Below are 25,735 nucleotides of genomic sequence, written 5' to 3'. Positions count from 1 at the left end.
GCGGCACGTCAGCTTGATCTCACGGATGACGAGCAACTTTTTCCGCTGAACGTGCAGGGCCCGACCGGATTCCGGCCGGGCCCTTTTCCGTGCTACTGAGAAGTACCCGTAGGAGGCGCGCCCCGTCGCTGGCCTCGGAGCCTTTGCACCATACGTTCGCGTTCATCCCTGATGAGCGGGGCGTTGGCGACTTTGTAGCTCTCTGCCAGGTTCTTCAACTCGGTATGGATGTAGTCCAAGCTCTCCTCCAGGCGCTCGGTGGGCCGCTCCCCTATGAGCGATTCGCCCCAAGCACCGAAGTCGACGGTGTACTCCAGGGTCTCCACCGGTCCCTGCGGTCCCTCCGACTGGACGGTAAAGGTATAGGCGGATGGCAGGTCGGTACGCCATCGGTCGTGGTCGTCGAACAAGAACACCAGGCGCCGCCGCGGCGGGAGTGCCGCAATGGGCTCAGCGAGGACGCGTCGCAGGATCCCGGTCAGGTCCTCACCCCAGTTCGACTGAAGTGGCGGTTCTGAACTAATGCGTACGTTCCGTGCGACAGTGGGACCGATGTTCTCGATGGCTAGGACCATGGCAGGCGAGCCGGACGCGTAGGGCTCGATGTCTACAACAACGTACGGTTCGCTCTGCTCCCGGTGGATACGTTCCGCTAGGGCAAGCTGCTTGGTTGTCGATGTGCTGGCAATTCTTGCCTGCCAGATACTGACCAACGCTGCACCCACTGATACAAGAACGGCTGCGAACGAGATCCAATCCCCTGAGTCCATAGGAGGACGCTAGCGAGAAAGGCTGACATCACCGCCCCCGGGAGGTCAGCAGTGGGGACGTCGTACCGCGAGTGCTGAACCTCGATCCGGAGCAGCTCCTGCAGCTGCAAGCGACGTCACTGGTGAGTAATCGGTCACGCGATTTGCGGCGGCGAGAGGCCAACCCGTCTACCAAGGCAATGCACCGCGGGATAGCCGCTATGCCCTTGACCTGCTCGAAGTCACCCGACCGTTCGCTACGCGCCCGTCCTCGTCCACACCTCGCTCACAGGCCCCTGGGCAGCCGACGTCACGCCCACCTTCACTCAGAGCCGATCGAAGCGGACGGTTCGGCCGCCCTGGCGGCAGCGCGCTCCATTCGGCAAGCATCGCATTAGGAGTTCGATCACTGCCGGCCTCGGCCGAGGGACTGCGTGGTCGCCACGGCCGAGCCGGACCGCGTACATGTGCTGTGTACGGCGCCGTGGATGTCAGATTGCGCTAGCGCTTCCTGCGTATCTCGCGCTTCTTCTCCTTGGCTTCCTTCTCCTTGCGCTGAGCTACGGCGTAGGCCGACCAGGGCCTTTGGTGAATGGGACACCGGGCGGTACCCGTCACCACCTTCCGCTGACACCGACCACCTGCCTTCGTCGGCTCTCCACGCTTAGCCATGCGGTCTCCCCTTCGGCTTGATGGTGAGTCCACGGTTCTGGGCACCGTGGCCCGGGTTCTGACGCCTGGAAAGGCGCTTGCTGGTCCGAGTGGGAGTGCAACAGGCGCGCCGAAAGGGCCACCAGCTTGGGAATCCCGTACCGCGATCATCGGTGCGCAAGTGGTGCGGAGTTGTACGGTGCGCTGGGCCTGTCCGGCATGATGTGAAGTCATGGCGGCAGCGGGTGACAGGGACGAGTTAGCTGAGCACTGGGCGGTGTTCGATGACGGGCTGGAGCTCGTCGCAAGGCAGAGGGGCGGGGCTCGCCTCAGCATCGCGTTGCCGGAGCACGACGCCCGGCATGGCTCGACCTCGGCTTCGCTTTGCCTTCTGCCCAGCGAGGGTGGGCTGAAGGCAGTGAGGCGACGGGCGGCTAGGTGCGGCTGTCATCGGCGCCAGCGCAGTTCCCGCACCAGTACCGCGACGGCGCGCAGGATGCCGGCGCGGTCCTGTGACGCGGTGTCTTTGAGCGCCAGGCCGGCGAGGGTTACGGCGGCGATCGCAAGGATCGCGAGCCCGACCAGGAACATCGCTGCCCACCGGATATCCATGGGTGATCCTTCCACAAGAGGTCTCGACTGCCCCGGGACGAGGCGGCCACGAGCACTGTCGCCAGCCCTCCAAGGGCACCGCCATGGATCCCAGATCGCCGGATTTCTGGCAGCAAGCTCCCAGGCCACAGAGCTGTCCGATCCTGGTCACCGGATCACGCCGGATGGGAGCAGCTCCGGGGAGAGAAAGGTAAGGCCGTGAGCACCAAGGAAGAGCCCGCGGGTCGGCAAGCCCTGGCGACCCGACTAGGGCAGCTTCGCGACGACCTGCTTAAGCAGGGGAAGACCGAAAAGGCCGCGGTCGAAGAGGCCAACAGGAGCCAGCGAGCCTCCGCTGGCCGCCCCAAGGACGAGCCCTGGCCACGTGGGAAGGGGAAAGACGGCCGGGACCTGCCCCTACAGACGGTCAACGGCTGGTTTCCCAAGCCGGAGAAGGACCCCAGCGTGCCGCAGAGCTTTGAGGCCCTGTGGTCTGTGGTCGCCGTGATGTTGCGGTGGACCGGCCAGCTCCGCGACAGAACCTCTGAGGACACGCTCCGCCGCTACTGGCGCGAGCTCTACGCGGAGGCCCAGCGCAGGACCAGCCTGGACGAGGAGGTGCGCGGCTACCTTGAAGCTGCCCGGAAGGCCGCCGGGCAGCACCCGTATCTGGACATCCTCGGCCAGGTAGATCCACCGTCCCTGGCCGAGGTCCACGTGCGCCAACGCAGCAATCCTGCAGTCGACGACGCGGATGCCGAGCCTGGCAATGGCCCCGCAGCCGAGCCGGCAGAAGCGGCTTTCCGGAGGACGGATCATCGCGTATGTGTGCTCATCGCCGGCCCGGGAGCTGGCAAGTCCACGCTGCTGCGCACTCACCTGCGCGATGTTGCAGGTGAATGGATTAACAACACACAGAGCGCTGGGAAGTCCTCTGGGGCAGTCCCGGTATGGGTGAGCGCACGCGACCTGGTTGGGGAGGAGACATCGGTACCCGATACGCTCGCCGCCGCCACCAGAAAGCTCTCCCGGTACGGTCGGAACCCAGAACTGGCCAGGGCCCGCTTCCTTCAGCGGCCATGCGCCGGCGCTTACTGGCAGGTGCTCGTCGACGGCCTCGACGAGCTCCCCAATGCCGAGCAGCGTCGCGCCGTTTTGCAGAAACTGGCCAACGCCGTCACACAAGACCCACCGCTATACCGCTGCGTCGTGGCCACTCGTCCACTGGGCAAGGACGAACTCACCGTTCTCGGCAGTACCGTCCCGCACTACGAACTGCAGCCCTTCACGAGCGATGATCTGCACACCTACGTCGAAAAGTTCTTCAGCACCCGATGGCCGCGGCAAGAGGCCACTAATCGTGCTCAGCAGTTCATCTGCGCGCTTCGCACCGTCCGACTGGTTGAGCTGGCCCGCACGCCGCTGATGGCTTTCATGCTCTGCCAGCTCTACCTCGCCACACCTGAACGCCCGCTGCCCGATGGGCGCACCGCGGTGTACGAAGCCTTCACCGACCTGCTCTACGAGAGCAACCAGAGCAAGCGCGTCGCCGAAAGCCACGAAGGAGCGATCCAGCGCCTCGTGGAAAGCGTGCAGACTCCGCGGGCGCGGCAGGAGGCCGAGGCCGCCGCGCGGAAGGTCCACGAACGGCTGCTCGAGCTGGTCGACTACCTGGCCCACCAATGGCTTACGGGAAATCAGGCGCCGGTGACCGAGGCCCTGGCCTCGCACGGGGCCGTCTGCCGCCCCAGCAAGGTACACCGGAAGACCTGGGACGCGTTCTTGGAGGACCTTCTCCGCCACACTGGCTTGCTGGCCCACCGCGCAGATGGCCTAATCTTCCCCCACCAAACCCTCCTCGAGTACCACGCTGCCCGCTACGCCACACGAGACGCACAGGCACGCGCCAAACTCCTCGACGAACTGTTCCCTACCTGGCGGAAGCCCCAGGTTCCAGCTACCGAACCGTCCTACTTGGGATTCCTCCTCGACGGCCTCCTCACCTACCCCGACGCCACCGCAGCCGCGACCATTACCAGGATCGAAGCTCTCACCTGCAAGGCAGGAGTACACGCCTACCACTTCCTTATAGAGCAGGTGAGATTAAGGACAAACCTCCCCACTGCGCCCACAGCAGAACAACTCGAATCGTTCACTCAAGGCAACACTCTCCACGGCTTTGACCGCATAGCGGCGGCCGAGGCCCTGGCTGGGCTGGAGGGTTACCGGGACCGTGCTGCTGAACTTCTTGCTCAGCTCGCCGACAACACCTCCCTCGACGGCATCTCCCGCGTAATGGCGTTCGAGGTAATGGTGGGGGTGGGGGGGAACCGGAATGAGGGGGCCGACCCGCTGATCGCCATAGCCGAAAGCACCTCCTCCAACGGCCTCGAGCGTGTGAGTGCGGCCGAGGCCCTAGCTGGGGTGGAGGGTTACCGGGACCGTGCTGCTGAACTTCTTGCTCAGCTCGCCGACAACACCTCCCTCGACGACTTCTCCCGCGCGGGGGCAGCCAGCGCCTTGGCGGGGGTGGAGGGTTACCGGAATGCGGGGGCCGACCGGCTGATTGCCTTCGCCGACAACACCTCCCTCGACGGTGACACCTTCACGTTTGCGGCCCTCGCTCTGGCGGAGGTGGAGGGTTACCAGGATGCGGGCGTTGACCGGCTGATCACCTTGGCCGACAACACCTCCCTCGACGACGCCGACCGCGTGAAGGCGGCCGAGACCCTGGCGTTGATGGAGGGTTACCAGGATGCGGCGGGTGACCGGCTGATTGCCTTGGCCGACAACACCTCCCTCGACGATGTCGACCGCGTGAAGGCGGCCGAGGGTCTGGTGGGGGTGGAGGGTTACCAGGATGCGGCGGGTGACCGGCTGATTGCCTTCGCTGACAACACCTCCCTCGACGATGTCGACCGCGTGAAGGCAGCCGAGGGTCTTGTGGGGGTGGAGGGTTACCAGGATGCGGGCGTTGACCGGCTGATCACCTTCGTCGACAACACCTCCTTCAGCGACGTCGACCGCACGGGGGCGGCCGAGGCCCTGGCGAGGGTGGCGGGTACCCAACCTGTCAACCTCCTCGCCGATAACGTCTCCCTCCACGACTTTGCCCGCGCACGAGCGGCCTGGGCCCTGGCAATGAGAGCGTGGAAACGGGACCACGCTGCCCTGGACTGGAGCGAGGCGGAGACAAGAGCGCAGGCCTGGACGGGGGAAGGGGCGCGCGTGGCGAGCGAAAGCGAGCCGCCTTGAACCCGTAGAGAAAGGTTGTCACTCTTCGGCTGGTCTGGCCGGTCATACCGCGTGCTGAGGCTCACGCCCATGCTCCAGGTAGGCCACTCTTCCTGTGGTCCTGGCCTGGACGGCAGCCTCGATTCGCCGCGCGAGTCGAGGAATCGTGAGGCCTGCCAGGGTGGCAGCAGGGTGGAAGTCGTACGACCCGATCTCTGATGACTGCAGTTCGATCCGTCCCCGCAGGTCTGGGGCCAGAACTCCGCCATCGAAGATGTAGAGGACCTTGTCGCCCTCCGTCTGGCTGGGAGCCCAATCCACCGCGAGGAGTCGCCCAATCTCCGGCTCGATGCCCAGTTCCTCGCGCACCTCCCGGATGCACGCCTGGCGCGGAGACTCGCCGGTCTCGACATAGCCGCCCGGGATCTCCCGGTAGTCCTTGTACGTCGGCTCCAGCATCATGACCCGACCCTGATCATCAAAGAACAGCGCGCCCGAGGCCATTCTCGGGCGCGCCATCTTCGCCTCGTGCTCGTTGTCGCTCATGCGAACGAGCCTAACCAGCTCACACGACGCGCAGCCTCTCGGCCAGGTCGGCGATCGGTCGGGTCGGGCGTCCTCGGGTGCCGCGGACCCAGCCGAGGACAAGATCGCGGCTCATGTAGTGGTGCCTGACCTGCTCGGGCGCGAGCTGTTCGGCTTCGAGTACTGCGGCGAGTGCCTCGTCTGTACGGTTCCACGCGCTGAGTGCCCGTGCGACTTCCAGGTTGTGCCGAACGCGCCGCTCTACCGGAAGGCTGCTTGTGTCCACCTGCGGGCCGAGTTCCGCAGCGATCTGCATGTCGCCCAGCTCGCCGGCGGTGGCCACTCGGTGGATCGCCACGTTCGTCGGGCCAAAGGCCGTCCACATGTGGTTGGCGTCGGCTCCGAGCCGAGATGCGGCGCTCTCAGCTTCTCGGAGGAACTCCTGGGTGGTCGCTCGATCCTCCGCCCGGGCTGCAGCCATGGCTCCGGTGAGGAACAACGTGCCGTACACGGAGAGGTATGCCGGCGTCGGCTCGTCGAGCCCCGGCTCTAGGAAACCTGCGGCGTCCCTCACGAGCTGCGCGGCCGTCTCGAAGCGTCCGGTGGAGAGCAGGCAGTGCGTCACGGACCGGAACAGCGACCCAGTGATCACGTTGTTCTCACTCAGCTGTGCCGCGGCGAGCCCTCGGTCTGCTGCGATCCAGGCCAGCTCGTTCTCGCCGAGCTTGCCGAGCACCATGGCGGCGCCCTGGTAGGTCATCGCCCGCCGCGCGGGCCACAGCGTGGCCGTGCTCTACAAGTTCTACGCCAAGGTGCTGGACGGAAGGCGTGACCAGGCCAATGCGCTGATCGAACGGGCCATGCGAGCGGCGGAGCGGGAGAGCGAAGGCTCCTGATCCCCGTCCACGCCCCGTCCACACACGCTGGTCAAAGCCGGGATACCCGCGATCCGGGGTGAGACAGGCCAGACACAGAAGGGGTGCCCGATCCTCTCGGGCACCCCTTCTGACCAGCTACTTAGCTGACCTCGGCGGAGGCTGTGGGATTTGAACCCACGGTGACGTTGCCGCCACGACAGTTTTCAAGACTGTTCCCTTAGGCCGCTCGGGCAAGCCTCCCCACGGCACCGCTGCGCCGGGGGCGCGGGTGTCGCGGGGATCAGACTAGCGCGTCACTTGTCGCCTGTGCGCTGGCCCAGGGTGACTTTGGTGGTGTGCTCCTTGCCGCCGCGCTTGTAGGTCAGGGTGACCTCGTCGCCGGGCTTGTGCTGCCAGATCTCGCTGATCAGGGTGGGGCCGCTGTCGATGACCGTGTCGTCGAGCTTGGTGATGGTGTCGCCAGGGCGCAGGCCCGCCTTGTCGGCCGGGCCGTTGGGGGTGACCGCGTCGGAGCCGTTGTTGCCGGTCTGGGCGATGGTTGCGCCGTCGCCGCTTTCGCGCATGCCGACCTGGACGCCGATCTGGGGGTAGACCGGCTTGCCGGTCTTGATCAGGTCCTGGGCGACCCGCTTGGCCTGGTCGATGGGGATGGCGAAGCCCAGGCCGATGCTGCCGGACTGGCTGGACTCGCCCAGGCCGCCGCCGTTGCCGGCCGACTGGATCGCGGAGTTGATGCCGATGACGTTGCCGGCGGCGTCCATCAGGGGGCCGCCGGAGTTGCCGGGGTTTATCGAGGCGTCCGTCTGGAGGGCGCTCATGTACGAGGCCTGGGTGCCGCCGCCGTCGCTGGAGGCGACCGGGCGGTCCTTGGCGCTGATGATGCCGGTGGTGACCGTGCCGGACAGGCCGAAGGGGGCGCCGATGGCGATGGTGGCGTCGCCGACCTGGACGTGGGACGACTTGCCGAGGGGGAGCGGGTTGAGGGTGGCGCCGGAGGCGTTCTTGAGCTTGATCACGGCGACGTCGTAGCCCTGGGCGTGGCCCACGACCTCGGCGGCGTACTTCTTGCCGTCGGAGAACGTCGCGGTGAGCTTGCCGCCGTCGGCGGCGCTCGCGACGACGTGGTTGTTGGTGAGGATGTGGCCCTGCTTGTCGTAGATGAAGCCGGTGCCCGTGCCGCCCTCGCCGGTGGCACCCTGCGCCTCGATCGTCACAACGCTGGGCAGCGCCTTCTGGGCTATGCCGGAGACCGAGGTGGGCTTGCGGTTGAGCGCACCGATGTCGCCGGGCGCGGAGACCGTGGTCGAGGCGCTGTCGTCGCGTTCCGCCGCCCAGAAGCCGATGCCGCCGCCGACTCCGCCGGCGACCAGCGCGGCCACCAGGACCGCGGCGATCAGACCGCCGTTGCGCCGCTTGGGGGTGGGGGTGCCGGGCGCGGCCCAGGGGTGACCGCCGCCACCGCCGCCGTACGGGGGCTGGCCCCAGCCGCCGCCCGGGGAGCCGTGGCCGGCCGCGGCGTATGCAGGGATCTGGGCGGTCTGTTCGCTTCCGGGGGCGGGGGGCGGCCCGTCGGCGGGGTGCCCGGCGCCCGGCGGCGTGCCGCCCTGATCGCCGGGGCCCTCGGGGGCCGGGGCGACGGTGGGGGCGAAGGCCGGGGGCGGGGGCGTGCCGGGCGCGGGCGGGGCCTGGGGAGTCTGGGCGCCGGAGGCGGACGCGGGGGCGCTGTCCGGCTTCGGCCCGGTCGGCGGCTTGGCCTCCGACGGGACGGCGGCTCCCTCGTTCTCGGTGCTCACAGCTCTCTCCTCAGCTTCACGCGGGCCTTACGGTCCCGTACGGGTCTGCGGCCCCTACGGGTCTTGCGGGTCGTACAGCTCCTCGCTGCGGGTCCACCGGTGACCCCTACCCAGGTACTCCAGGATTCAGGATCCGGGCGATCCGGGCGAGTCCCGGTCCGCCGGTCCGGGGGCGGCGGACCGGCGGATCCGCGGATCCGGGCCGGGTTTCCGGCCCGGGTTCGCGGGCGGACGGTCCGCCGTCGGGCCGGTCCGGGGCGGGCCGGTCCGGCCGGTTTACGGGCGAGTGTCCCTCCCAGCCTTTCCCACCGCGCGTCAGAGCGCCGTAAGCCGAGGCTGTGACTGTCCCCTCATCCTTTATGCCGGACAAAGCGGACGCATCCCCGGTTCCGCACCTTGGGATACACCCGGGCGGCCCTGCGACGGCGGATGGCACGATAACGCGGTGACCTATGCACGCCCCGCCCAGGAGGCCCGTCCGGGTCGTCCCGCCATGTCCGTCGTAGCCCATCGCGGTGCCTCCGAGGATGCCCCGGAACACACCCTGGCCGCCTACCGCAAGGCGATCGAGGACGGTGCGGACGCGCTGGAGTGCGATGTCCGGATGACCGCGGACGGCCATCTGGTGTGCGTCCACGACCGGCGGGTGAACCGCACCTCCAACGGGCGCGGCGCGGTCTCCACCCTTGAGCTCGCCGATCTCGCGACGCTCGACTTCGGGTCGTGGAAGGACGAGGCGTACGGCAACGAGGCGCCGGACCGGCAGCACGAGGACCCGGAGCGGACGTCCGTACTGACCCTGGAGCGGCTGCTGGAGCTGGTCGCGGACGCGGACCGGCGGGTCGAGCTGGCCATCGAGACCAAGCACCCGACGCGCTGGGCCGGACAGGTGGAGGAGCGGCTGGTCGAGCTGCTGGGCCGGTTCGGGCATACAAAACCGGCCATGAGCCCCCATTGGACCTCTCCGGTCCGGGTCATGAGCTTCTCGGCGCGCTCGCTGCACCGCGTACAGACCGCGGCGCCCGGCATCCCCGTCGTCTACCTGATGCAATTCCTCACCCCCCGCTACCGCGACGGCCGGCTGCCGGCCGGTGTCGGCATCGCGGGCCCGGGTATACGGATCCTCCGTTCGCACCCCGAGTACGTCGCCAGGGCGCACCAGGCGGGCCACCAGGTCCATGTGTGGACGGTCAACGAACCGGCAGATGTCGAGCTGTGCCAGGAGTTGGGCGTGGACGCGGTGATTACAAATCGCCCCAAGCAGGTACGAAGGCAACTCGGCCTTGGCTAAAGCTCATCACAGGGTGTGCACCGGCGCATTCGGCGAGTATTCGATTGTGTCGAGTGCGTCACTGCGTGCCGCTTGGCCGGTTTCCGGTCCAGTCCATTGGGGCATTCATCCCGTGGCGTGGGGCAAAGGAGGTCTCGGGGGTGGCGTTGGTGGTGGCACAAGAGGTGCCGACGTCGTCGATCATGGCCGTACCCCATGGCCCAGCGGGTGTGGGCATGGCCAGGCGGCGCATGCGAGATGAGCTGTTGGCAAGTGGAGTTCAGGACAGTGTCGTCGATGACGCGGTCCTTATTCTTTCGGAGCTTCTGAGTAATTCGTGTCGCCATGCGCGTCCGATATACGAAAACGGATCACCTGGTTCCGCGAGAGCCGCATCGAAGGACACGTCGCACGATGTCCCGCCGGCCTCCGTGCGGGCGTCCTGGCGGATCGACGCACAGGGCCGGCTGACCGTGGCGGTCACCGACGGCGGCGGACCGACCCGGCCACTTCCGGCCACTCCTTCGGTCACCGCACACGGCGGCCGCGGGCTGGCGATCATCCGGTCGCTCGCCAAGGACTGGGGCGTACGCGACACCGCCCCGGGCGAGGTGACGGTCTGGGCCGTGCTCTCTCTTCAAGGCGCCTTCGCTACGCGCGTGGATCTGACGCCCGACCGGGCAGCCGACCTGACACCGGGTCTGCCGTCCGCACTGCCGTCGCACGGACGGCGGCCGGCACCGGCGTTCATGGACTTCGACGACCTGACGTAGCGGCAGTCACGCCAAGCGCCGCCCGCGACAGGCGGGCGGCCCGCGACGGGCGGGAGGGGGCGGGCGTCAGGCCCATGCGGGCGGGCGAATCGCCGGTCCCGGAGCGGGACACGGCGTTGTCCACAGGCGAACGCGACCTGGTACGCAATCCTCTAGGCTCGCGCCGAAACGCGTCCGTCAGCCCAGGAACGACCAGGAGAGCCCGTCGCCATGGCCAAGAAGCGCCGTCCCCAGCCCCAGGCCGCAGCACCGCAGATCAAGGACGGTGAGGTGCCGGTCGTCGGCGCTCGTGAGCCCTGTCCGTGCGGTTCCGGCCGCCGGTACAAGGCGTGTCACGGGCGGCGCGCGTCGCACGCCGTCACCGAGCTGGTGCAGCGCCCCTTCGAGGGCCTGCCCGGTGAGTGCGACTGGGTGGCGATGCGCGAGCTGGTGCCGGCCGCGACCGCCGAGCTGACGCTGAAGGGCGGACTGCCCGAGGGCGTGCCTTCCGTGACGCTCGCGACCGTCCTGCCGATGGCCTGGCCCGCGCTGCGCCGGGACAACGGCGCGGTGATGCTGGGGCTCCAGAACGACACCGCCTCCGGCGACATCAGCCGGGACCTCGCGGACACCCTCCAGCGCGCACTGGCCGCGGAACCAGGCACTCCGGTCGCTGCCGGCCGGCCCGCCGCCGAGGGTCCCCGGCTCCAGGATCTGCTCGATCTGAACGCGCCTTTTGAGCCGACCGTCCACACCGGATTCGAGTTCTGGGTGGAGAACGCGGAGAACGCCACCGGTGAGGTCGCCGCCTCCCTGGAGCGGGCCAATGCGGCGGCCATCCCCACCGCCCGGATCCCCGGCCTGGAGGGCGCGTACTGGTGCGAGGCCCCCGAGAAGAATCATCTGCGCTGGGTCACCTCCCACCCCGAGGAGCAGCTGCTGGACGCGCTCGCCCGGCTGCATGCGGCGGGCACCTCCTCGCTCGGTGAAGGCACCCGTCTGGTCGGTTCGTTCCGCGCCCATGGCCTGGTCGTTCCGGTCTGGGACCTGCCCAGTTCGATGGGTGCCGACGAGGTCGCCAAGCCGGCCGAGGCGTTCGCCGAGCGGCTGGCCGAGGCCCTGGCGGCCACCGCCCCGCTGTCCCCCGACGAGCGCCGGGCGCGCGGCGGGCTCACCAACCGTCAGATCACGCTGAGCTGACCGGGCGGCCCGGGTGGACGCACCGCCCGGGCCCTCTGGGTGACACCGGTCACAACTCCCGGTAGGCGCCGAGAAATAAGCGTCCGGAAATCCACGATCGAATTTGCTAACCGCGGATCTCTTGTTACGGTTCTAAAAGCCCGGTCGCTGGTGCATCCCCCGTCGCCAGCGACCGGGCGCTTCCATATCCGGAACCGGGCACTCCGCCCGGTCGGCCGGGTGCCGCCGGCGCCCCGCACCGTCAGTGGTCCGAACCACTCGCCGCCGCCGCAGAGTTGCTGCCGGAGTGCAGCAGCAGCCGCTCCCCCGCCGCATCGGAGATCTCCGCCACCGCGCCGTAAACCGACCGCGCCCGGCGCACGGTCGCACCGGCCGGGGTCTCGCACACGCCCGGCGCATCGCCCGCCGGCACCTCGCAGTTCACCTGCACGGTCCCGCCGGCCGGCGGCAGCAGTGTCAGCACGGCCCGCAGCGGGCCGCCGGTGAGGTTCCGGTAGTACGTCCGCGCCCAGGTCCGGCCGCGCTCGGCAAGGACGCAGGTCTGGGCTTCGACGCCCTGGGCGGAAGCGAGTTCGGGGCCGCAGTGGGCGGTGCGTCCGGCCAGGCGCGGCAGCCCAGTGGCGGGGCCGGAGGGCCGGCGGACGCGGGCGCCACTCGCGGAACCTTTGCCCACTTTGGCGCCTTTTTCAGCCACAACGCCCTTTCCGATGGAAGAGCTGTTTTCGGCCTGGCCCGTCACCCCCGACCGGGCCGCCGAAACCGGGGTGCCCGACAGGGACACATCCGCCGGGCCGGCCATCGCCGCACCCAGCGGCACGGCGATGGCGAGCACCACCGCGCCGGCGAGCCCGGTCATGCGGAGTTTCTGCGCACGCTGCATGGGCCCCACCTGCACTTGAGATGCCGCCGACGACGGCTTGACGGTGCGCCGAACCTATCGGCCGATGCGGGGCCACCCGGCCACCTGGGCGCTCGTTTCCCGTAGTGACCGGGCAGGTCGCACCCGGACGGGTGAACTCAGTACGCGAGCTTGCTGCCGCCGTCCGGAGTGCCGGTGCTCGCCATGACCAGGGCGTCGACGATCGTGGCCACCTTCGGCAGCCAGGGCGCGGCCGGGGACGGGGGTCCCCCCTGCGCATGGGGGTCCCCCCGCTCGAACGAAGTGGAGAGCGGGGGAGGAGTTGAGAGCTTGGGGGAGGCCGGCGGGCGCTCCCAGCGCACCCGCCCGGCGCCGACCGGGGACGGCGGAAGCACCAGATACCCGCCCTCCCCATGGAAGCGCAGCGAGCTCGGCACCCAGTCCTGGGAGTGCAGCAGCTCGCCCAACTCCGGTAGCCCGTAAGGGGATACGAGCAGCGACCAGCGGGTAGGAGTAGCCACCACGGGGCCGAGGCGTACGCCGAAGTGGTCCAGGGCCGCCAGGGCACGGGCGCCGGCGACCGCGGGCAGGCTCACCGCACAGGGGGCGCGCCCTCCGGTGGCCAGCACGATCGGGGCGTCCGGGCGGTTGGTCCACCACCAGCGGATCATCCGGGCGTCTGTGGTGGCCGCCAGCAGACCCGGGTCGAAGGGGTGCGCGCCGGGCACCACACAGTCGGGGTCGGGACAGTTGCACCGAGGGGTGGGGCGGTCGCCTAGTCCGAGCCGGGCGCCGGCCGGCTGCCGGCCGGCGGACCGCAGGCCCACTCCGGGGAGTACCGGCCACTGCCACTCGGTGGCGCAGTGCAGCGCCGCACCGAGCAGCGCCGACCTTCCGCCGCGCCGGAACAGGAGCTTGCGTCGCCTTCCGAGGATCTCGCGCATGAGCGCTCGTTCCTTTCCGTAAACGCCGAGGGCTTCGTCCATCGCACTACATGGCACTGCTTGCCGGTTCACCGTCGTTCGCGCCGCGCCGCTGGGTGCCATGGTGTGGCGTTCTTGCGGCCCGGTGGTGCACCCCGGGGTCGATCGCACATCGATCACGCCACGTGGATCACTGGTCACCGCGTGTACAAGGCAGCGCATCACGCCGTACGCCGAGCGTGGAACGTGGCGGGGGGTGGCGCGCGCATGGCGCTTGCGCTTCCGTAGTGCAGTCCCCGCCATGGGAGTGCGTCGCGGTCTTCGTCGTATGAGACGCCGGTGCCCGCCGGAGAGTTCCGGTGCGAACCCAACTGGCCCCGCACTTTCTCCGATTACGTACCCGCCACTGTGGTGATGACGCGCTGTCGATCGCCGTCAGTCGACCGCAAATTGACGCTCGGGGGGATTTTTTCAGGCCAATCTACAGACCTCGTTGACACCACAAACCCCATGGGAACAGTGCTGGACATCACATCGTTGATGCGTGTACATGTGGAGCATTGATAGCGGAGCAGCATGACATGGGGGTTTGCGATGCTATTGAGGAAATTGCGCGGCCGAACGCACCGCACAACAGCACTCAACGAAATGCCACACTCCCGACCAAACTCCGTCCTGACCTGGGACAAAGCCTGGCGCGACGTTAGCCGTCGGCCATGACCACCCCTCACGTACCGAAAGTGGCTGGAATCGAACCAGCTCTCCCCACCCCAGCGCACACTGCCGGCCCGCATGTCGTGAAGACCCCCGCGGACGCCCCTTCGGGCGGCTCCGGCACCCCTACGGACGTCGGTCAGGACGACGCCCGCCCCGCATCGGACCTCTCCCCCGAGGGGGCCGTCGTCGATCAACTCGCCGCCGTCCAGGACCGGCTGGCCGGCTGGATCTCCGACCTCAGCACCCTGCACGACCTCACCGAACAGCTCGCCCGCACCCGCACGCTGGACGACGCCCTCCACGAACTGCTGCGCGCCGGCGCCCTGCTGGTCGGCGCCCGCCGCGGCATGGTCGTCGTCGCCCCGGCCGACGGGCTCGGCCCCGAGACCACCGTCGGACTCGGTCTCGGCCACGCCGAGATCGGCACCATCGAGACCATCCCGCGCCGCGCCCTGTCGTACGCCCGGATACTGGACGGCCTCCCCGAGCCGGGCGCAGCCGGTGACGACACCCCCGGGATCGCCGAACCCGACATCCCCGGTGAGAAGGACCTCGACCCCCGCCTGCGCGAGGTCGCCGCCCGCCTCGGGTACGCCGCCAGCTACGCCGTGCCGCTCAGTGCCGCCCCCATCGGCCGGACCGGCGCCGCGGTCTGGCTCTACGACGAACCGGCCGAACCCACCGAACGCCAGCGCCATCTCGTCGGCCTCTACCGCGCGCACGCCGCCGCGCACCTCGCCCGTCTCCTCGAACTCCACCGCAGCCGGCAGGCCGTCGACACCCTCCGCGAGGAGCTGCTGCCGCACCGGCTGCCGAGGGTCCCGGGCGTACGTCTCGCGGTGCGGCACAGCACCGGTCCGCGCGGCGGCGGCGACTGGTACGACGCGCTGCCGCTGCCCGACGGGGCGCTGGGCCTGGCCGTCGGTTCGGTGACCGGCTCCGGGCCGAGCGCGGTGGCCGCCATGGGGCGGCTGCGGGCGTCGCTGCGCGCGTATGCGGTCATGGAGGGCGAGGATCCGGTCGCGGTCCTCTCCGACCTGGAGCTGCTGCTGCGGCTGACCGAGCCGGCCCGCAGCGCCACCGCGCTGTTCGCGTTCACCGAGCCGCCGCCCGGTGCGCCCGGCGGGCCGCCCGCGACGCCGATGCCGGGCGGGATCACCGATCCGTTCGCCCGCAAGCTGGTGCTCGCCGGGGCCGGGCACTGTCCGCCGCTGATCCTGGGCGATCTGCGGACCGAGTTCGTGGAGACCTCGCTGTCCGCACCGCTGGGCATGCTGGCCTGCTGGGAAGCGCCGAGCGTGGAGATCGAACCGGCCGGCGGCGAGACCCTGCTGTTCTACAGCGACGGGCTGCTGCACCGCACCGGCGAGCCGATGGACCGCGCCTTCGCCCGGCTGCACGCGGCCGCCGCCGGTGTCCCCAGGACGAGCCGCCATGATCCGGAGGCGGTGCTCGACCACATCGTGCGCACGATGCTGCCGCAGGGCCTGGAGGACGAGACCTCGGAGGAGGACGTGGTGCTGCTGGCGGCGTACTTCGAGGAGTAACGCACCCAGCACGGCAAGGAGCGCCCCGCGGCTGCGGCGTCCCGTACGCGCGCTCCGGCCGTGGTGCCGGAGAGGTCACACCTTCGGCCCTCTGGACCGCTATCCGTCCACACATACGATGGAATGCGGTTCAGTCTTAAAAGGAGGCATTGTGACCGACGAGCTCACGCCGGAGACCCCGGACGAGGACGAGCAGCCGATCAAGCAGCGCAAGAACGGCCTTTACCCGGGCGTCTCGGATGAGCTCGCGGAGAACATGAAGAGCGGCTGGGCCGACACCGAGCTGCGCGACCTGGAGCCGGTCGAGCAGGCCCCGAACGCCGCCCGTCGCCGCGCCGCGCTCTCGGCGCGCTTCCCCGGCGAGCGCCTGGTGATCCCGGCGGGCAACCTGAAGACCCGCTCCAACGACACCGAATACTCCTTCCGCGCGTCGACCGAGTACGTCTACCTCACCGGTGACCAGACCGACGACAGCGTGCTGGTCCTGGAGCCCACCAAGAAGGGCCACCGGGCGACGGTCTACCGCCTGCCCCGCTCCAACCGCGAGAACGGCGAGTTCTGGCTGAACGGCATGGGCGAGCTGTGGGTCGGCCGCCGGCACAGCCTGGCCGAGGCCGAGGCGCTGCTCGGTGTGCCCTGCAAGGACGTACGCGAGCTGGCCGAGGCGCTCAAGGAGGCCACCGGACCGGTCCGGGTCGTCCGTGGGCACGACGCCGGTATCGAGGCCGCGCTGACCGACAAGGTCACCGCCGAGCGCGACGAAGAGCTGCGGGTGTACCTGTCCGAGGCCCGGGCGGTCAAGGACGAGTTCGAGATCGGCGAGCTCCAGAAGGCCGTCGACTCGACGGTGCGCGGCTTCGAGGACGTCGTGAAGGTCCTGGACAAGGCCGAGGCGACGTCCGAGCGGTACATCGAGGGCACGTTCTTCCTGCGCGCCCGCGTCGAGGGCAATGACGTCGGCTACGGCTCGATCTGCGCCGCGGGCCCGCACGCCACCACCCTGCACTGGGTCCGCAACGACGGCCCGGTCCGCTCCGGCGACCTGCTTCTGCTGGACGCCGGTGTGGAGACGCACACCCTCTACACCGCCGACGTCACCCGCACCCTGCCGGTCAACGGCCGCTACACCGACCTCCAGCGCAAGATCTACGACGCGGTCTACGAGGCCCAGGAGGCAGGCATCGCGGCGGTCAAGCCGGGCGCCGCCTACCGCGACTTCCACGACGCGGCGCAGCGGGTGCTCGCCGAGAAGCTGGTCGAGTGGGGCCTGGTCGAGGGCCCGGTCGAGCGGGTGCTGGAGCTGGGGCTCCAGCGCCGCTGGACGCTGCACGGCACCGGCCACATGCTCGGCCTGGACGTACACGACTGCGCGGCGGCCCGGACCGAGGCGTATGTCGACGGCACGCTGGAGCCGGGCATGGTGCTGACCGTCGAGCCCGGACTGTACTTCCAGGCGGACGATCTGACGGTGCCGGAGGAGTACCGCGGGATCGGTGTCCGGATCGAGGACGACATCCTCGTGACGGACGACGGCAACCGGAACCTGTCCGCCGCGCTGCCGCGCCGGTCGGACGAGGTCGAGGCGTGGATGGCCGGCCTCAGGAAGTAACCCTGGTTCACGGGCCGGTGGCCACGGCCGCCGGCCCGACGGGCCCCCGCGCGTAGGCGCCCGCGCGGGCCGCCGCCCATACGGCGGTCGCGGCGGACTCGGCCAGCGCGGCGTCCACCGGGCGACGGGCGATCAGGATCCGGTAGTAGAAGGGCGCCCCGAGGGCCGCCACCACCTCCACCGGATCGGTCTCCGGGGGCAGTTCACCGCGGGCGACGGCCCGCTCCACCATCCGGCCCGCCTGCGGCAGCCGCTCGTCGAAGAAGGTGCGCAGCACACAGGCCGCCCGCGGGTCCCGGGCCGCTGCGGAGACCACCGCCTCGATCAGCCGGCACATCGGCGCCTGCGCGTAGAAGGCGGCTATCGCATGGGCCAGCGCCCGCAGATCCCCGGGCAGGCTGCCGGTGTCCGGCAGCGGCACACTGCCGGTCAGATCGGTCAGCGACTCGCAGACCAGTCCCTCGGTGCAGCGCCAGCGCCGGTAGAGCGTCGCCACATGGATTCCCGCGCGCTGGGCGACCTTCTCCATCGTCAGTCCGGCGAACCCGCCGTCGCCCAACTCCGCCAGTACGGCGGCTAATACGGCCTGCCGGGTGCGGGCCGTCCGCCCACCGGGCCGGCTCTCGCCCGGGGCCTGGTGCGCTGTCACCACGAGGGCTCCGTATTGCAGTGCGGGATCACGCCAAGTATTGTCCAACAAAGACTAACGCGAAGCAGTTCGCTTTAGTCCTGGTGTGCGCTGGTCTCGCAGGGACAGGGGACGCCGCGGGGGAGGTCCTCCCACCGCGAGACCGCGCTGCCACCACTCTCAACGGGCGATTTCCGGACAGCTATTCGACTTCCGACGTTCACCCGGTTTGACACGAAGACGCGGAGCTCTTCTTCCGCCCCATATGTCGGTTGTCCGGGCCCGGCCCAGGCTGCACAATTCCCTTGGCCGGGCGGAGAGTTCACCGGCGCGCAGGCCGTGCGGCCGATTCGGTCCCGCGGGCGTACGCGGCGTCACCCGGCGGGCATGCGCTCACCGTTGGGCGTATCGCCTCCGGACCGCCGCGCCTCGCGTCACGACGCCATCGGCAGCGCCGCTCCCTCGCGCCACTTGAGGATCTTGTCGAAGCTGACCACCGCGCCGGGGCGGCCGGTGCGGTTGCGGTAGCGGACGTGGTCGGTGAGGGCCTCGATCAGAAAGAGCCCCCGGCCTTCCTCCGCGAACGCGGGGGCCTGCGCGGGGGTGGGGACGGGGGCCGGCGTGCGGGCGCGGTCCGCGGCGGTATGCGGCGGGGCGGGGGGCACGGTGCGGCCGAAGCCGGGGCCCGAGTCGGTGACCTCGATGCGGCAGGTGTCGCCGTCGATGAAGGCCGTGACGCGATAGTCCTCGCCGACGGCGTCGCCACCGTGTTCCACGGCGTTCGCACAGGCTTCGGAGAGGGCCACCGACAGGTCGTAACAGATCTCCGGGTCGACACCCGCCGTCTCCATCGTGCCCAGCAGCAGGCGACGGGCGAGCGGCACACTCGCCGCCTCGCGCCGCAATTGGAGTGACCACCAGATGCTCATCGCTCCAGCCTCCTGGCCGCGGCTCGACATATCGATACGTATTGCCTCGCCTCAAGGTCCGTAAGCGTGTCCGGGACGTGATACCGCTCATTCGGCGGATGCGAAGACTGAGCGCATCGGTGTAGGTGCAGCGCCGCGCACGCGCCGTCGCGCGCCCCGCCGACCGCCCTTGACGCTCCCATCAGCACCCGCTCGACGCCGCCCTGCCGTAGGTGGCGGAGGGGGGCAGTGGGATGATGGCGCGGCCATGTTTGCCCCGTCCGTCCCCCCAGCGCGCGCGGCCGCCGATCTGCGGCTGCTGAGGGCCGCGGTCTTCACCGCGGTCTGTGTTGCGCTGTCCGCGGCCGGGCACATGATCGCGTCCTGCGCGGCCGTCCCGCTGTGGACGCTGGGTGTGGCGGCCGCCGCGGTGTTCGCACTCGCCGCTCCGCTGGCCGGACGGGAACGCTCGCTGCCGGGGATCGCCGCGGGACTCGCGCTGGGCCAGCTGGCGCTGCACTCCCTGTTCGCCTGGGGGCAGCAGCCGACGGCGATGACGACGCCCGGCAGGGCGGGCGGCGGCGGGCTCACCGACCAGGCCGCGGTCTCCCTCGCCCGGCATGTGATGTGCGGGCTGGACGCCACCCGGCTCGACGCCGCACAGGCGCGGCGGATCCTCGGTCCCGGCGGCTTCGGGGCGGGCTCCGCCGCCGGGCTGCCCGTACCGGCCGGGCACGGTACGGCGGGCCTCACCCCGCCCGGTCCGCTGCCGTCGATGGCCATGCTGATCGGGCATCTGCTGGCCGCGCTCGCGCTCGGCTGGCTGCTGCGGCGGGGCGAGGCGGCGCTGTGGCGGCTGGTCCGGCTGTCGGCCCCGGCGTACGAGAGCGCCGTACGCACCCTGATCGGTGCGGTGCGCGGTGCGCTCGCGCTGGTACGCGCCCTGATCACGGGCCTCGGCGCAGCGCACGACAAGGCGCTGCGCGCCCCCGTTTCGTACGGGGATGACAAACCCGGCCCGCAGGACCCCGTACTCCACCACAGTGTCGTCAGGCGGGGTCCGCCCTCCCTCGCCCTCGCGGCCTGACGTCACGCGAAGCACGCACGCTCCCATAGGACGGGTACGGGCTCTCGCGCGCCGTCGCCGCACGCGCGCCACCCACCACGTCACCCTTGCGTTTTCCTTCCTGTGGAGTGTTTACGGATGTCTGAGATCTCGAAGTCGCCGGAGTCGTCGAAGTCGTCGAAGATCGCGCGGCTTTCGCGGCTGCCGCTCATCGGCGGTGTCGCGGCCGGCAGCCTGCTGCTGCTCGCCGGCCCGGCCTTCGCGCACGTGAGCGTGCAGCCCGGCACGGCCCCGAAGGGCGGCTTCGCGACCGTCAACTTCAAGGTGCCCAACGAGCGGGACGACGCCTCCACGGTGAAGGTCGAGGTCACCCTGCCGACCGACCATCCGCTGGCGTCCGCCATGCCGCAGCCGGTGCCCGGCTGGAAGGTGGCGGTCACCAAGGCCAAGCTCGCCAAGCCGATCGAGATGCACGGCGAGAAGATCAACAAGGCGCCCTCGAAGATCACCTGGACCGCCGACGGGAAGGGCATCGAGCCCGGCCAGTTCCAGCAGTTCCCGGTGTCCGTCGGGCAGCTGCCCGAGGACGCCGGCCAGCTCGTCTTCAAGGCGCTTCAGACGTACGACAACAAGGAGGTCGTGCGCTGGATCGAGCCGACGAAGGAGGGCGGCCCGGAGCCGGAGAACCCCGCGCCGGTGCTCAAGCTCACCGCCGCGGAGGACGACGGCCACGGCGCCTCCGGCGTGGACGACCACGAGGACAAGGGCAGCGCCAAGACCACGGCGGCCGCCGCGGAGACGTCCTCCAGCGACACCACGGCGCGCGTCCTGGGCGCCGTCGGCATCGTCGTCGGCGTCATCGGAGTCGGCTTCGGCGTGTTCGCCGGCCGGCGCCGTAGCGCCTGACCACCGCACGGGCCGGCGCCCTGCCCGCGCCGGCCCCGGCACCCCTTCCCGGCCCCCGGGGCCCGCACGACGGGACACCGCTCCCGGCGACGGCCACGGGGCCGGGACCTCAGAACACATGGGATAGATCTGCAATGCGTAGAAGGACCCTGCTTGCGTCCGCCCTCACGGCGGCCGCGGCCCTCAGCCTGACCGCCTGCGGCGGCGACGAGAACAAGCCCGCCGCCGAGGTCTCCGGCGGCACCACCGCCAAGCCGCTCGTCACGCTCGACAGCCCGATGGAGAAGCCGGACCTGGTCCTGACCGACTCCGACGGCAAGAAGTACGACCTGCTGGAGAAGACCAAGGGCCACCCGACGCTGATCTACTTCGGCTACACCAACTGCCCGGACGTCTGCCCGCTGACGATGGCCAACATCGCCGTCGCGGTGAAGCAGCTGCCCAAGGCGGAGCAGAAGGATCTGCGGGTGGTGTTCGTGACCTCCGACCCGGAGCGCGACACCCCCGGTGCTCTCAAGAAGTGGCTCGGCGGCATCAACAAGGACTTCGTCGGGCTGACCGGCTCCTTCGACACCATCCAGGCCGGCGCGCGGAGCGTGAACATCGGCATCGAGAAGCCGGTCAAGAAGAAGAACGGCGATGTGGTCTCCACCCATGGCGCGCAGGTTCTGCTGAGCTCGCCCAAGGACGACAAGATCCACTGGATGGGCATGCAGGACGCGACCTCCGACAACTACACCAAGGCACTTCCGAAGATCATCAAGGGACAGAACCCGTGAACCGCCGCACCACCCTCGCCGCCGCCCTCGCCCTGACCGCCTCTCTCGCCCTGGCGGGCTGCGACACCGGGGAGAGCGGCCCGCAGTTCACCGTCGACGGCGCGTACATGCCGCAGCCGGTCACCAAGGACATGGCCGGCGCGTTCTTCACGATCACGAACAACGGCGCCGCCGACAAGCTCGTCTCGGTCACCACCGACATGGCCAAGGACGTCTCGATCCACAAGACGGTCGGCAACAAGATGGAGCGCGTCCCCTCGCTGCCGGTACCGGAGGGCGGCACGCTCGACCTCGCCCGCGGCGGCGCCCACGTGATGTTCATGGGCCTCAAGTACAAGCCGACCAAGGGCGACCAGATCACCGTCCAGCTTCAGTTCGCCCATGCCGAGCCCGTCAGGGTGAGCATCCCGGTCAGGGCCGTCAACTACCAACCGAAGAAGTAACGGGCGGCACGGTACGGCACGCAACCGCACTCACACGGCAGTTGAGGGAGCGATCACTATGGTCATCACCGGGCCACGGCCGCGGCGGTCCGCCGTACTGCGGGTGCTGCTCGTCGCGGTGGCACTGGCCGGCGCGCTGTTCGGGGGCGCCGTCCCGGCGTCCGCGCACGCCGCGCTGACCGGCAGTACACCGGCGCAGGACTCGGTGGTGGACCGCGCCCCCGAACAGGTGGCGCTCACCTTCTCCGAGGGCGTGGCCATGGGCGACGACTCCATCCGGGTCCTGGATCCGCAGGGCAAGCGGGTGGACCGCGGCAAGCTGCGCAATCTCTCCAGCGGCAGCACCGTCAAATACGGTACGGAGCTGCCGGCGGGGCTCGGCGACGGTACCTACACCGTCGCCTGGCAGGCGGTCTCCGCCGACAGCCACCCGGTCTCCGGCGCCTTCACCTTCTCGGTCGGCGCGCCCTCGAAGACGACCGCGGCGGTGCTCCAGCAGGAGGCCGGCGGCGGGTTGGTGGGCGCGCTCTACGGCATCGCCCGCTATCTGGCGTACGCGGGGTTCGTGCTGCTGGCCGGTGGCGCCGCGTTCGTGGTGGCCTGCATGCCGGCCGCTGCCCTCGTACGGTCCGTACAGCGGCTGGTCGTCCAGGGCTGGGCGCTGCTGACCGGCACCACCGTCGCGATGCTGCTGCTGCGCAACCCGTACACCGGCTCCGGCGATCTCGCCGATGTCTTCGACTTCGGCGGCCTCCAGCAGGTGCTGATCACCAAGCCGGGCGCGGCGCTGGTCTCCCGGCTGCTGCTGCTCGCGGCCGCGGCGCTGTTCGTGGCGGTGCTCTTCGGGGCGTACGCCCGGGCGCAGGAACCGGCCGGGGAGGCCGAGGAGACGGAGGAGACGAAGGAGACGGAGCAGACGAAGGACGGGAGCCCGTCAGGCGAGGACTCGGAGGACGGGTCCACGGAGGACGAGGGTGCCTCGGCCGCCGAGGAGGCCAGGCGGCGCAAGGACCTCACCTTCGGGCTCGGCATCGGTGGCGTGATCGTCGCCACCGGCCTCGCCGCGACCTGGGCGATGGCCGAACACGCCTCGACCGGCCTTCAGCCGGCCCTCGCGATGCCGGTCGATGTGCTGCATCTGCTCGCGGTGGCCGCCTGGCTCGGCGGGCTGGCGGCGCTGGTGGTCTCCCTGTACTGGGGCCCGCCGGTCGAGCGGAGCGCGGTACGCCGCTTCTCCCGGATCGCGTTCGGTTCCGTGGTGGTGCTGGTGGCCACCGGCGTCTACCAGTCCTGGCGCCAGGTCGGCACCTGGAGCGCGCTGACCGGCACCTCCTACGGGCGGCTGCTGCTGCTCAAGGCGGGGCTGGTGGTGGTCCTGGTCGGGATCGGCTGGCTGTCGCGGCGGTGGACGTCGCGGCTGGGCGAGGTACCGGCGGCCGCCGCCGACGAGTCCGGCCCGGACCACGAGCCCGGCCCGGACCGCGAGCCCGTGCCTGCCGACGAGTCCTCGCCCGATCACGAGCCCGCGCCAGCCAACGAGCCGGTGCCCGCCCTCGTCCCCGACGGGGCCACCGCGCCCGGGACCGGGAGCGGGTCAGGTACCGGGGCCGGGAGCGAGGCAGGTGCTGGCTCCGGGACCGGCTCCGGCTCCGGGACCGGCTCAGCCGCGGACCCCGCCACCGACCCCGCCCGCGCCGCCCAACTCGCCCGTCAGCGGGCCGCGTTGCGCACCGCCCGTACCAAGCGGCTGCGCGATGCGGACCCGGAGCGGCTGGGGCTGCGCCGGTCCGTCCTCGCCGAGGCGTCGGTCGCCGTCGTCCTGCTGGCGGTGACCACGGTGCTGACCGCCACCGAGCCGGCCCGTACGGAAGAGGCGGTCAAGGCCGCTTCGGGCGGCCGGTCCGCCGTGGCCGACCGGCCGCAGTCGCTGACCGTCCCGTTCGACACCGGCGGTCCGCACGGCAAGGGCACCGCCCGCCTCGACCTCGGCCCCACGCGCGGCGGCAGCTCCCATGAGCTGCGGCTGCGGCTCTCCGACCCGTCGGGCCGGGCCATGGACGTCCCGGAGGTGAAGGTCTCCTTCACGCAGAAGGCCAAGAAGCTCGGGCCGCTGCCGGTCGTCCCCCAGCACCTCGGCAAGGGCCGCTGGCGCGCGAGCCGTGTCCAGCTGCCGGTGCCCGGGAAGTGGCAGCTCTCGCTGCTCGTACGGACCTCCGACATCGACCAGGTGACCGAGATCAGAAACGTGAAGATCGGCTGATGAGCAAGCGAACCGAGCAGGCCACCGGCCCCCGGGCGGCCGACCCGAAGACCCCCGGCGGCAAGACCTCCGGCGGCAAGACTTCGCAGACTTCCGGTGGCAAGACTTCCGGCGCCGGGTCCGCCGCGTCCACGGCCGCCGCCCCGCAGAACTCCCTGGAGTTCTCCCGGCGGCGGCTGCTCGGTACCGTCGGCGCGGCCGGCGCGGCCGGGCTGGTCGTCGGCGGGGCCGGCGCCGCCCTCGGGGTCTCCGCCACCGAGGACGACGCCCCCAAGGCCCTCACCACCCTCGGCTCGACCGAGGTGCCGTTCCGCTCGGCGCGCGCCAGGCACCAGGCGGGGATCACCACGCCGTTGCAGGCCAACGGGCATCTCGTCGCCTTCGACCTGCTGCCCGGCACGGACCGCAAGGCCGCGGCCGCACTGCTGCGCCGCTGGTCGCGGACCGCCGAGGAGCTGATGGCCGGCCGCACCCCGGACGCCGACACCGGGGTCGCGCTGGACGCCGGGCCGTCCTCGCTGACCGTCACCTTCGGCTTCGGCCACAGCTTCTTCGGCCGTACGGGTCTGACGAAGCGCCGCCCCGTACAGCTCGATCCGCTGCCCGACTTCTCCGCCGATGCGCTGGATCCCCGGCGCAGCAACGGTGATCTGTGGATCCAGATCGGTGCCGATGACGCGCTGGTCGCCTTCCATGCGCTGCGGGCGCTCCAGAAGGACGCGGCCGGCAGCGCCCGGCTGCGCTGGCAGATGAACGGCTTCAACCGCACACCGGGCGCCACCGCGCACCCGATGACCGCCCGCAATCTGATGGGCCAGGTCGACGGCACCAACAACCCCAAGCCGACCGACCAGGACTTCGACCGGCGGATCTTCGTGGGGCGGGACGCCGGGCAGGAGTGGATGCGCGGCGGCTCGTACGCCGTCGTCCGCCGGATCCGGATGCTGCTGGACGACTGGGAGAAGCGTTCACGCCACGAACAGGAGCGGGTCATCGGCCGCCGCAAGGACACCGGGGCGCCGCTGAGCGGCGGCTCGGAGACCACCCCGATGCGGCTGGACGCGACCGGGCCGGACGGGCTGCCGGTCATCCCGGCCAACGCGCACGCCCGGATCGCCGCGCCGGAGTCCAACCAGGGTGCGGCGATGCTGCGCCGGCCGTTCTCCTACCACGACGGCTACCGGGAGGACGGCGCCCCCGACGCCGGACTGCTCTTCATCTGCTGGCAGGCCGACCCGCTGCGCGCCTTCACCCAGGTCCAGCGGAAGCTGGACCGCGGGGACGCGCTGTCGCCGTTCCTGCGGCATGAGGCGAGCGGACTGTTCGCGGTGCCCCCGGCCGCGGAGCGGGGCGGGTACGTCGGGCAGCCGCTGCTGGAGGGTTAGGGGGAAACACCCCCTAGGGCCTGTCGTCCGGAGCTCAGCGGGTCCGTCCGCCCGCTGGAAGT

The 25,735-nt window shown here is 70.4% G+C and carries 22 protein-coding genes and 1 tRNA gene; 12 read left to right on the top strand and 11 right to left on the bottom strand.

The features are described from left to right. Positions 1-92: 92 nt before the first annotated feature. The gene (locus tag ACZ55A_RS17910; RefSeq protein WP_468840753.1) at positions 93-770 is read right to left on the bottom strand and encodes a hypothetical protein; all 678 of its coding nucleotides are present in this window, start codon (positions 768-770) and stop codon (positions 93-95) included. 1,077 nt (positions 771-1,847) lie between these two features. Beyond that, positions 1,848-2,012 carry a hypothetical protein gene (locus tag ACZ55A_RS17905; RefSeq protein WP_468840751.1) on the bottom strand — a complete coding sequence of 55 codons (165 nt, stop codon included), beginning with the start codon at positions 2,010-2,012 and terminating at the stop codon, positions 1,848-1,850. A 198-nt stretch (positions 2,013-2,210) separates the two neighbouring features. Between ACZ55A_RS17905 and ACZ55A_RS17900 the strand changes: the two genes are divergently transcribed. Next, on the top strand, positions 2,211-5,246 hold the full coding sequence (locus ACZ55A_RS17900; RefSeq protein WP_468840749.1) for an NACHT domain-containing protein: 3,036 nt from the start codon (positions 2,211-2,213) through the stop codon (positions 5,244-5,246). 42 nt (positions 5,247-5,288) lie between these two features. Here ACZ55A_RS17900 and ACZ55A_RS17895 read toward each other — a convergent pair whose 3' ends face one another. From ACZ55A_RS17895 to ACZ55A_RS17880, 4 genes are all read right to left on the bottom strand, one after another. Further along, positions 5,289-5,771, bottom strand: a complete 483-nt coding sequence (locus ACZ55A_RS17895) for an NUDIX domain-containing protein (RefSeq protein WP_468840747.1) — start codon at positions 5,769-5,771, stop codon at positions 5,289-5,291. 19 nt (positions 5,772-5,790) lie between these two features. After that, positions 5,791-6,489, bottom strand: coding sequence for a hypothetical protein (locus tag ACZ55A_RS17890; RefSeq protein WP_468840745.1), 699 nt, complete (start codon positions 6,487-6,489; stop codon positions 5,791-5,793). Between the two features lie 292 nt (positions 6,490-6,781). Then, positions 6,782-6,868: transfer RNA gene (locus ACZ55A_RS17885), tRNA-Ser, on the bottom strand. 53 nt (positions 6,869-6,921) lie between these two features. Then, the gene (locus tag ACZ55A_RS17880) at positions 6,922-8,421 is read right to left on the bottom strand and encodes a S1C family serine protease (protein WP_468840743.1); all 1,500 of its coding nucleotides are present in this window, start codon (positions 8,419-8,421) and stop codon (positions 6,922-6,924) included. A gap of 445 nt (positions 8,422-8,866) precedes the next feature. Between ACZ55A_RS17880 and ACZ55A_RS17875 the strand changes: the two genes are divergently transcribed. After that, positions 8,867-9,712, top strand: coding sequence for a glycerophosphodiester phosphodiesterase (locus tag ACZ55A_RS17875; protein WP_468840741.1), 846 nt, complete (start codon positions 8,867-8,869; stop codon positions 9,710-9,712). A gap of 58 nt (positions 9,713-9,770) precedes the next feature. Here ACZ55A_RS17875 and ACZ55A_RS17870 read toward each other — a convergent pair whose 3' ends face one another. Continuing rightward, positions 9,771-9,896, bottom strand: a complete 126-nt coding sequence (locus ACZ55A_RS17870) for a hypothetical protein (protein WP_266105151.1) — start codon at positions 9,894-9,896, stop codon at positions 9,771-9,773. On the opposite strand from ACZ55A_RS17870, the gene ACZ55A_RS17865 reads away from it, so the two are divergent. Further along, positions 9,853-10,464, top strand: a complete 612-nt coding sequence (locus ACZ55A_RS17865) for an ATP-binding protein (RefSeq protein WP_468840739.1) — start codon at positions 9,853-9,855, stop codon at positions 10,462-10,464. The two genes, ACZ55A_RS17870 and ACZ55A_RS17865, sit on opposite strands and share 44 nt — an antisense overlap. A gap of 210 nt (positions 10,465-10,674) precedes the next feature. Continuing rightward, positions 10,675-11,643, top strand: a complete 969-nt coding sequence (locus ACZ55A_RS17860; RefSeq protein ID WP_468840737.1) for a DUF5926 family protein — start codon at positions 10,675-10,677, stop codon at positions 11,641-11,643. Between the two features lie 241 nt (positions 11,644-11,884). On the opposite strand, the gene ACZ55A_RS17855 is transcribed toward ACZ55A_RS17860, so the two are convergent. Then, the gene (locus ACZ55A_RS17855; RefSeq protein WP_468840735.1) at positions 11,885-12,523 is read right to left on the bottom strand and encodes a hypothetical protein; all 639 of its coding nucleotides are present in this window, start codon (positions 12,521-12,523) and stop codon (positions 11,885-11,887) included. 137 nt (positions 12,524-12,660) lie between these two features. Then, positions 12,661-13,446, bottom strand: coding sequence for a bifunctional DNA primase/polymerase (locus tag ACZ55A_RS17850; RefSeq protein WP_468840733.1), 786 nt, complete (start codon positions 13,444-13,446; stop codon positions 12,661-12,663). 719 nt (positions 13,447-14,165) lie between these two features. On the opposite strand from ACZ55A_RS17850, the gene ACZ55A_RS17845 reads away from it, so the two are divergent. After that, on the top strand, positions 14,166-15,689 hold the full coding sequence (locus tag ACZ55A_RS17845) for a PP2C family protein-serine/threonine phosphatase (RefSeq protein WP_468840731.1): 1,524 nt from the start codon (positions 14,166-14,168) through the stop codon (positions 15,687-15,689). 151 nt (positions 15,690-15,840) lie between these two features. Beyond that, entirely contained in the window at positions 15,841-17,298 is a 1,458-nt protein-coding gene (locus ACZ55A_RS17840) for an aminopeptidase P family protein (RefSeq protein ID WP_468840729.1), read from the top strand. A gap of 7 nt (positions 17,299-17,305) precedes the next feature. On the opposite strand, the gene ACZ55A_RS17835 is transcribed toward ACZ55A_RS17840, so the two are convergent. Both ACZ55A_RS17835 and ACZ55A_RS17830 read right to left on the bottom strand, forming a co-directional pair. Continuing rightward, the gene (locus tag ACZ55A_RS17835; protein WP_468840727.1) at positions 17,306-17,950 is read right to left on the bottom strand and encodes a TetR/AcrR family transcriptional regulator; all 645 of its coding nucleotides are present in this window, start codon (positions 17,948-17,950) and stop codon (positions 17,306-17,308) included. Positions 17,951-18,360: 410 nt separating this feature from the next. Then, the gene (locus ACZ55A_RS17830) at positions 18,361-18,855 is read right to left on the bottom strand and encodes an ATP-binding protein (protein ID WP_468840725.1); all 495 of its coding nucleotides are present in this window, start codon (positions 18,853-18,855) and stop codon (positions 18,361-18,363) included. Positions 18,856-19,102: 247 nt separating this feature from the next. Between ACZ55A_RS17830 and ACZ55A_RS17825 the strand changes: the two genes are divergently transcribed. The 6 genes from ACZ55A_RS17825 to efeB all read left to right on the top strand — a co-directional run bounded on the left by ACZ55A_RS17825 (position 19,103) and on the right by efeB (position 25,673). Continuing rightward, on the top strand, positions 19,103-19,921 hold the full coding sequence (locus tag ACZ55A_RS17825) for a hypothetical protein (protein ID WP_468840723.1): 819 nt from the start codon (positions 19,103-19,105) through the stop codon (positions 19,919-19,921). A 117-nt stretch (positions 19,922-20,038) separates the two neighbouring features. Continuing rightward, positions 20,039-20,806 carry a YcnI family copper-binding membrane protein gene (locus ACZ55A_RS17820; RefSeq protein WP_468840721.1) on the top strand — a complete coding sequence of 256 codons (768 nt, stop codon included), beginning with the start codon at positions 20,039-20,041 and terminating at the stop codon, positions 20,804-20,806. A 134-nt stretch (positions 20,807-20,940) separates the two neighbouring features. Next, a complete protein-coding gene (locus tag ACZ55A_RS17815) occupies positions 20,941-21,585 on the top strand; it encodes an SCO family protein (protein WP_468840719.1) in 645 nt (214 codons plus the stop codon). Next, positions 21,582-22,028, top strand: a complete 447-nt coding sequence (locus ACZ55A_RS17810; protein ID WP_468840717.1) for a copper chaperone PCu(A)C — start codon at positions 21,582-21,584, stop codon at positions 22,026-22,028. The genes ACZ55A_RS17815 and ACZ55A_RS17810 overlap by 4 nt, the downstream gene beginning before the upstream one ends. 58 nt (positions 22,029-22,086) lie before the next feature. Next, positions 22,087-24,288, top strand: coding sequence for a copper resistance CopC/CopD family protein (locus tag ACZ55A_RS17805; RefSeq protein WP_468840716.1), 2,202 nt, complete (start codon positions 22,087-22,089; stop codon positions 24,286-24,288). Continuing rightward, positions 24,288-25,673, top strand: coding sequence for an iron uptake transporter deferrochelatase/peroxidase subunit (efeB, locus tag ACZ55A_RS17800; protein ID WP_468840714.1), 1,386 nt, complete (start codon positions 24,288-24,290; stop codon positions 25,671-25,673). The genes ACZ55A_RS17805 and efeB overlap by 1 nt, the downstream gene beginning before the upstream one ends. Positions 25,674-25,735 lie beyond the last annotated feature (62 nt).

The organism is Streptomyces sp. NPDC034111 (assembly GCF_055575375.1).
The sequence above is the reverse complement of the archived record's forward strand: the minus strand, read 5'-3'. Positions and strand labels throughout refer to the sequence as shown.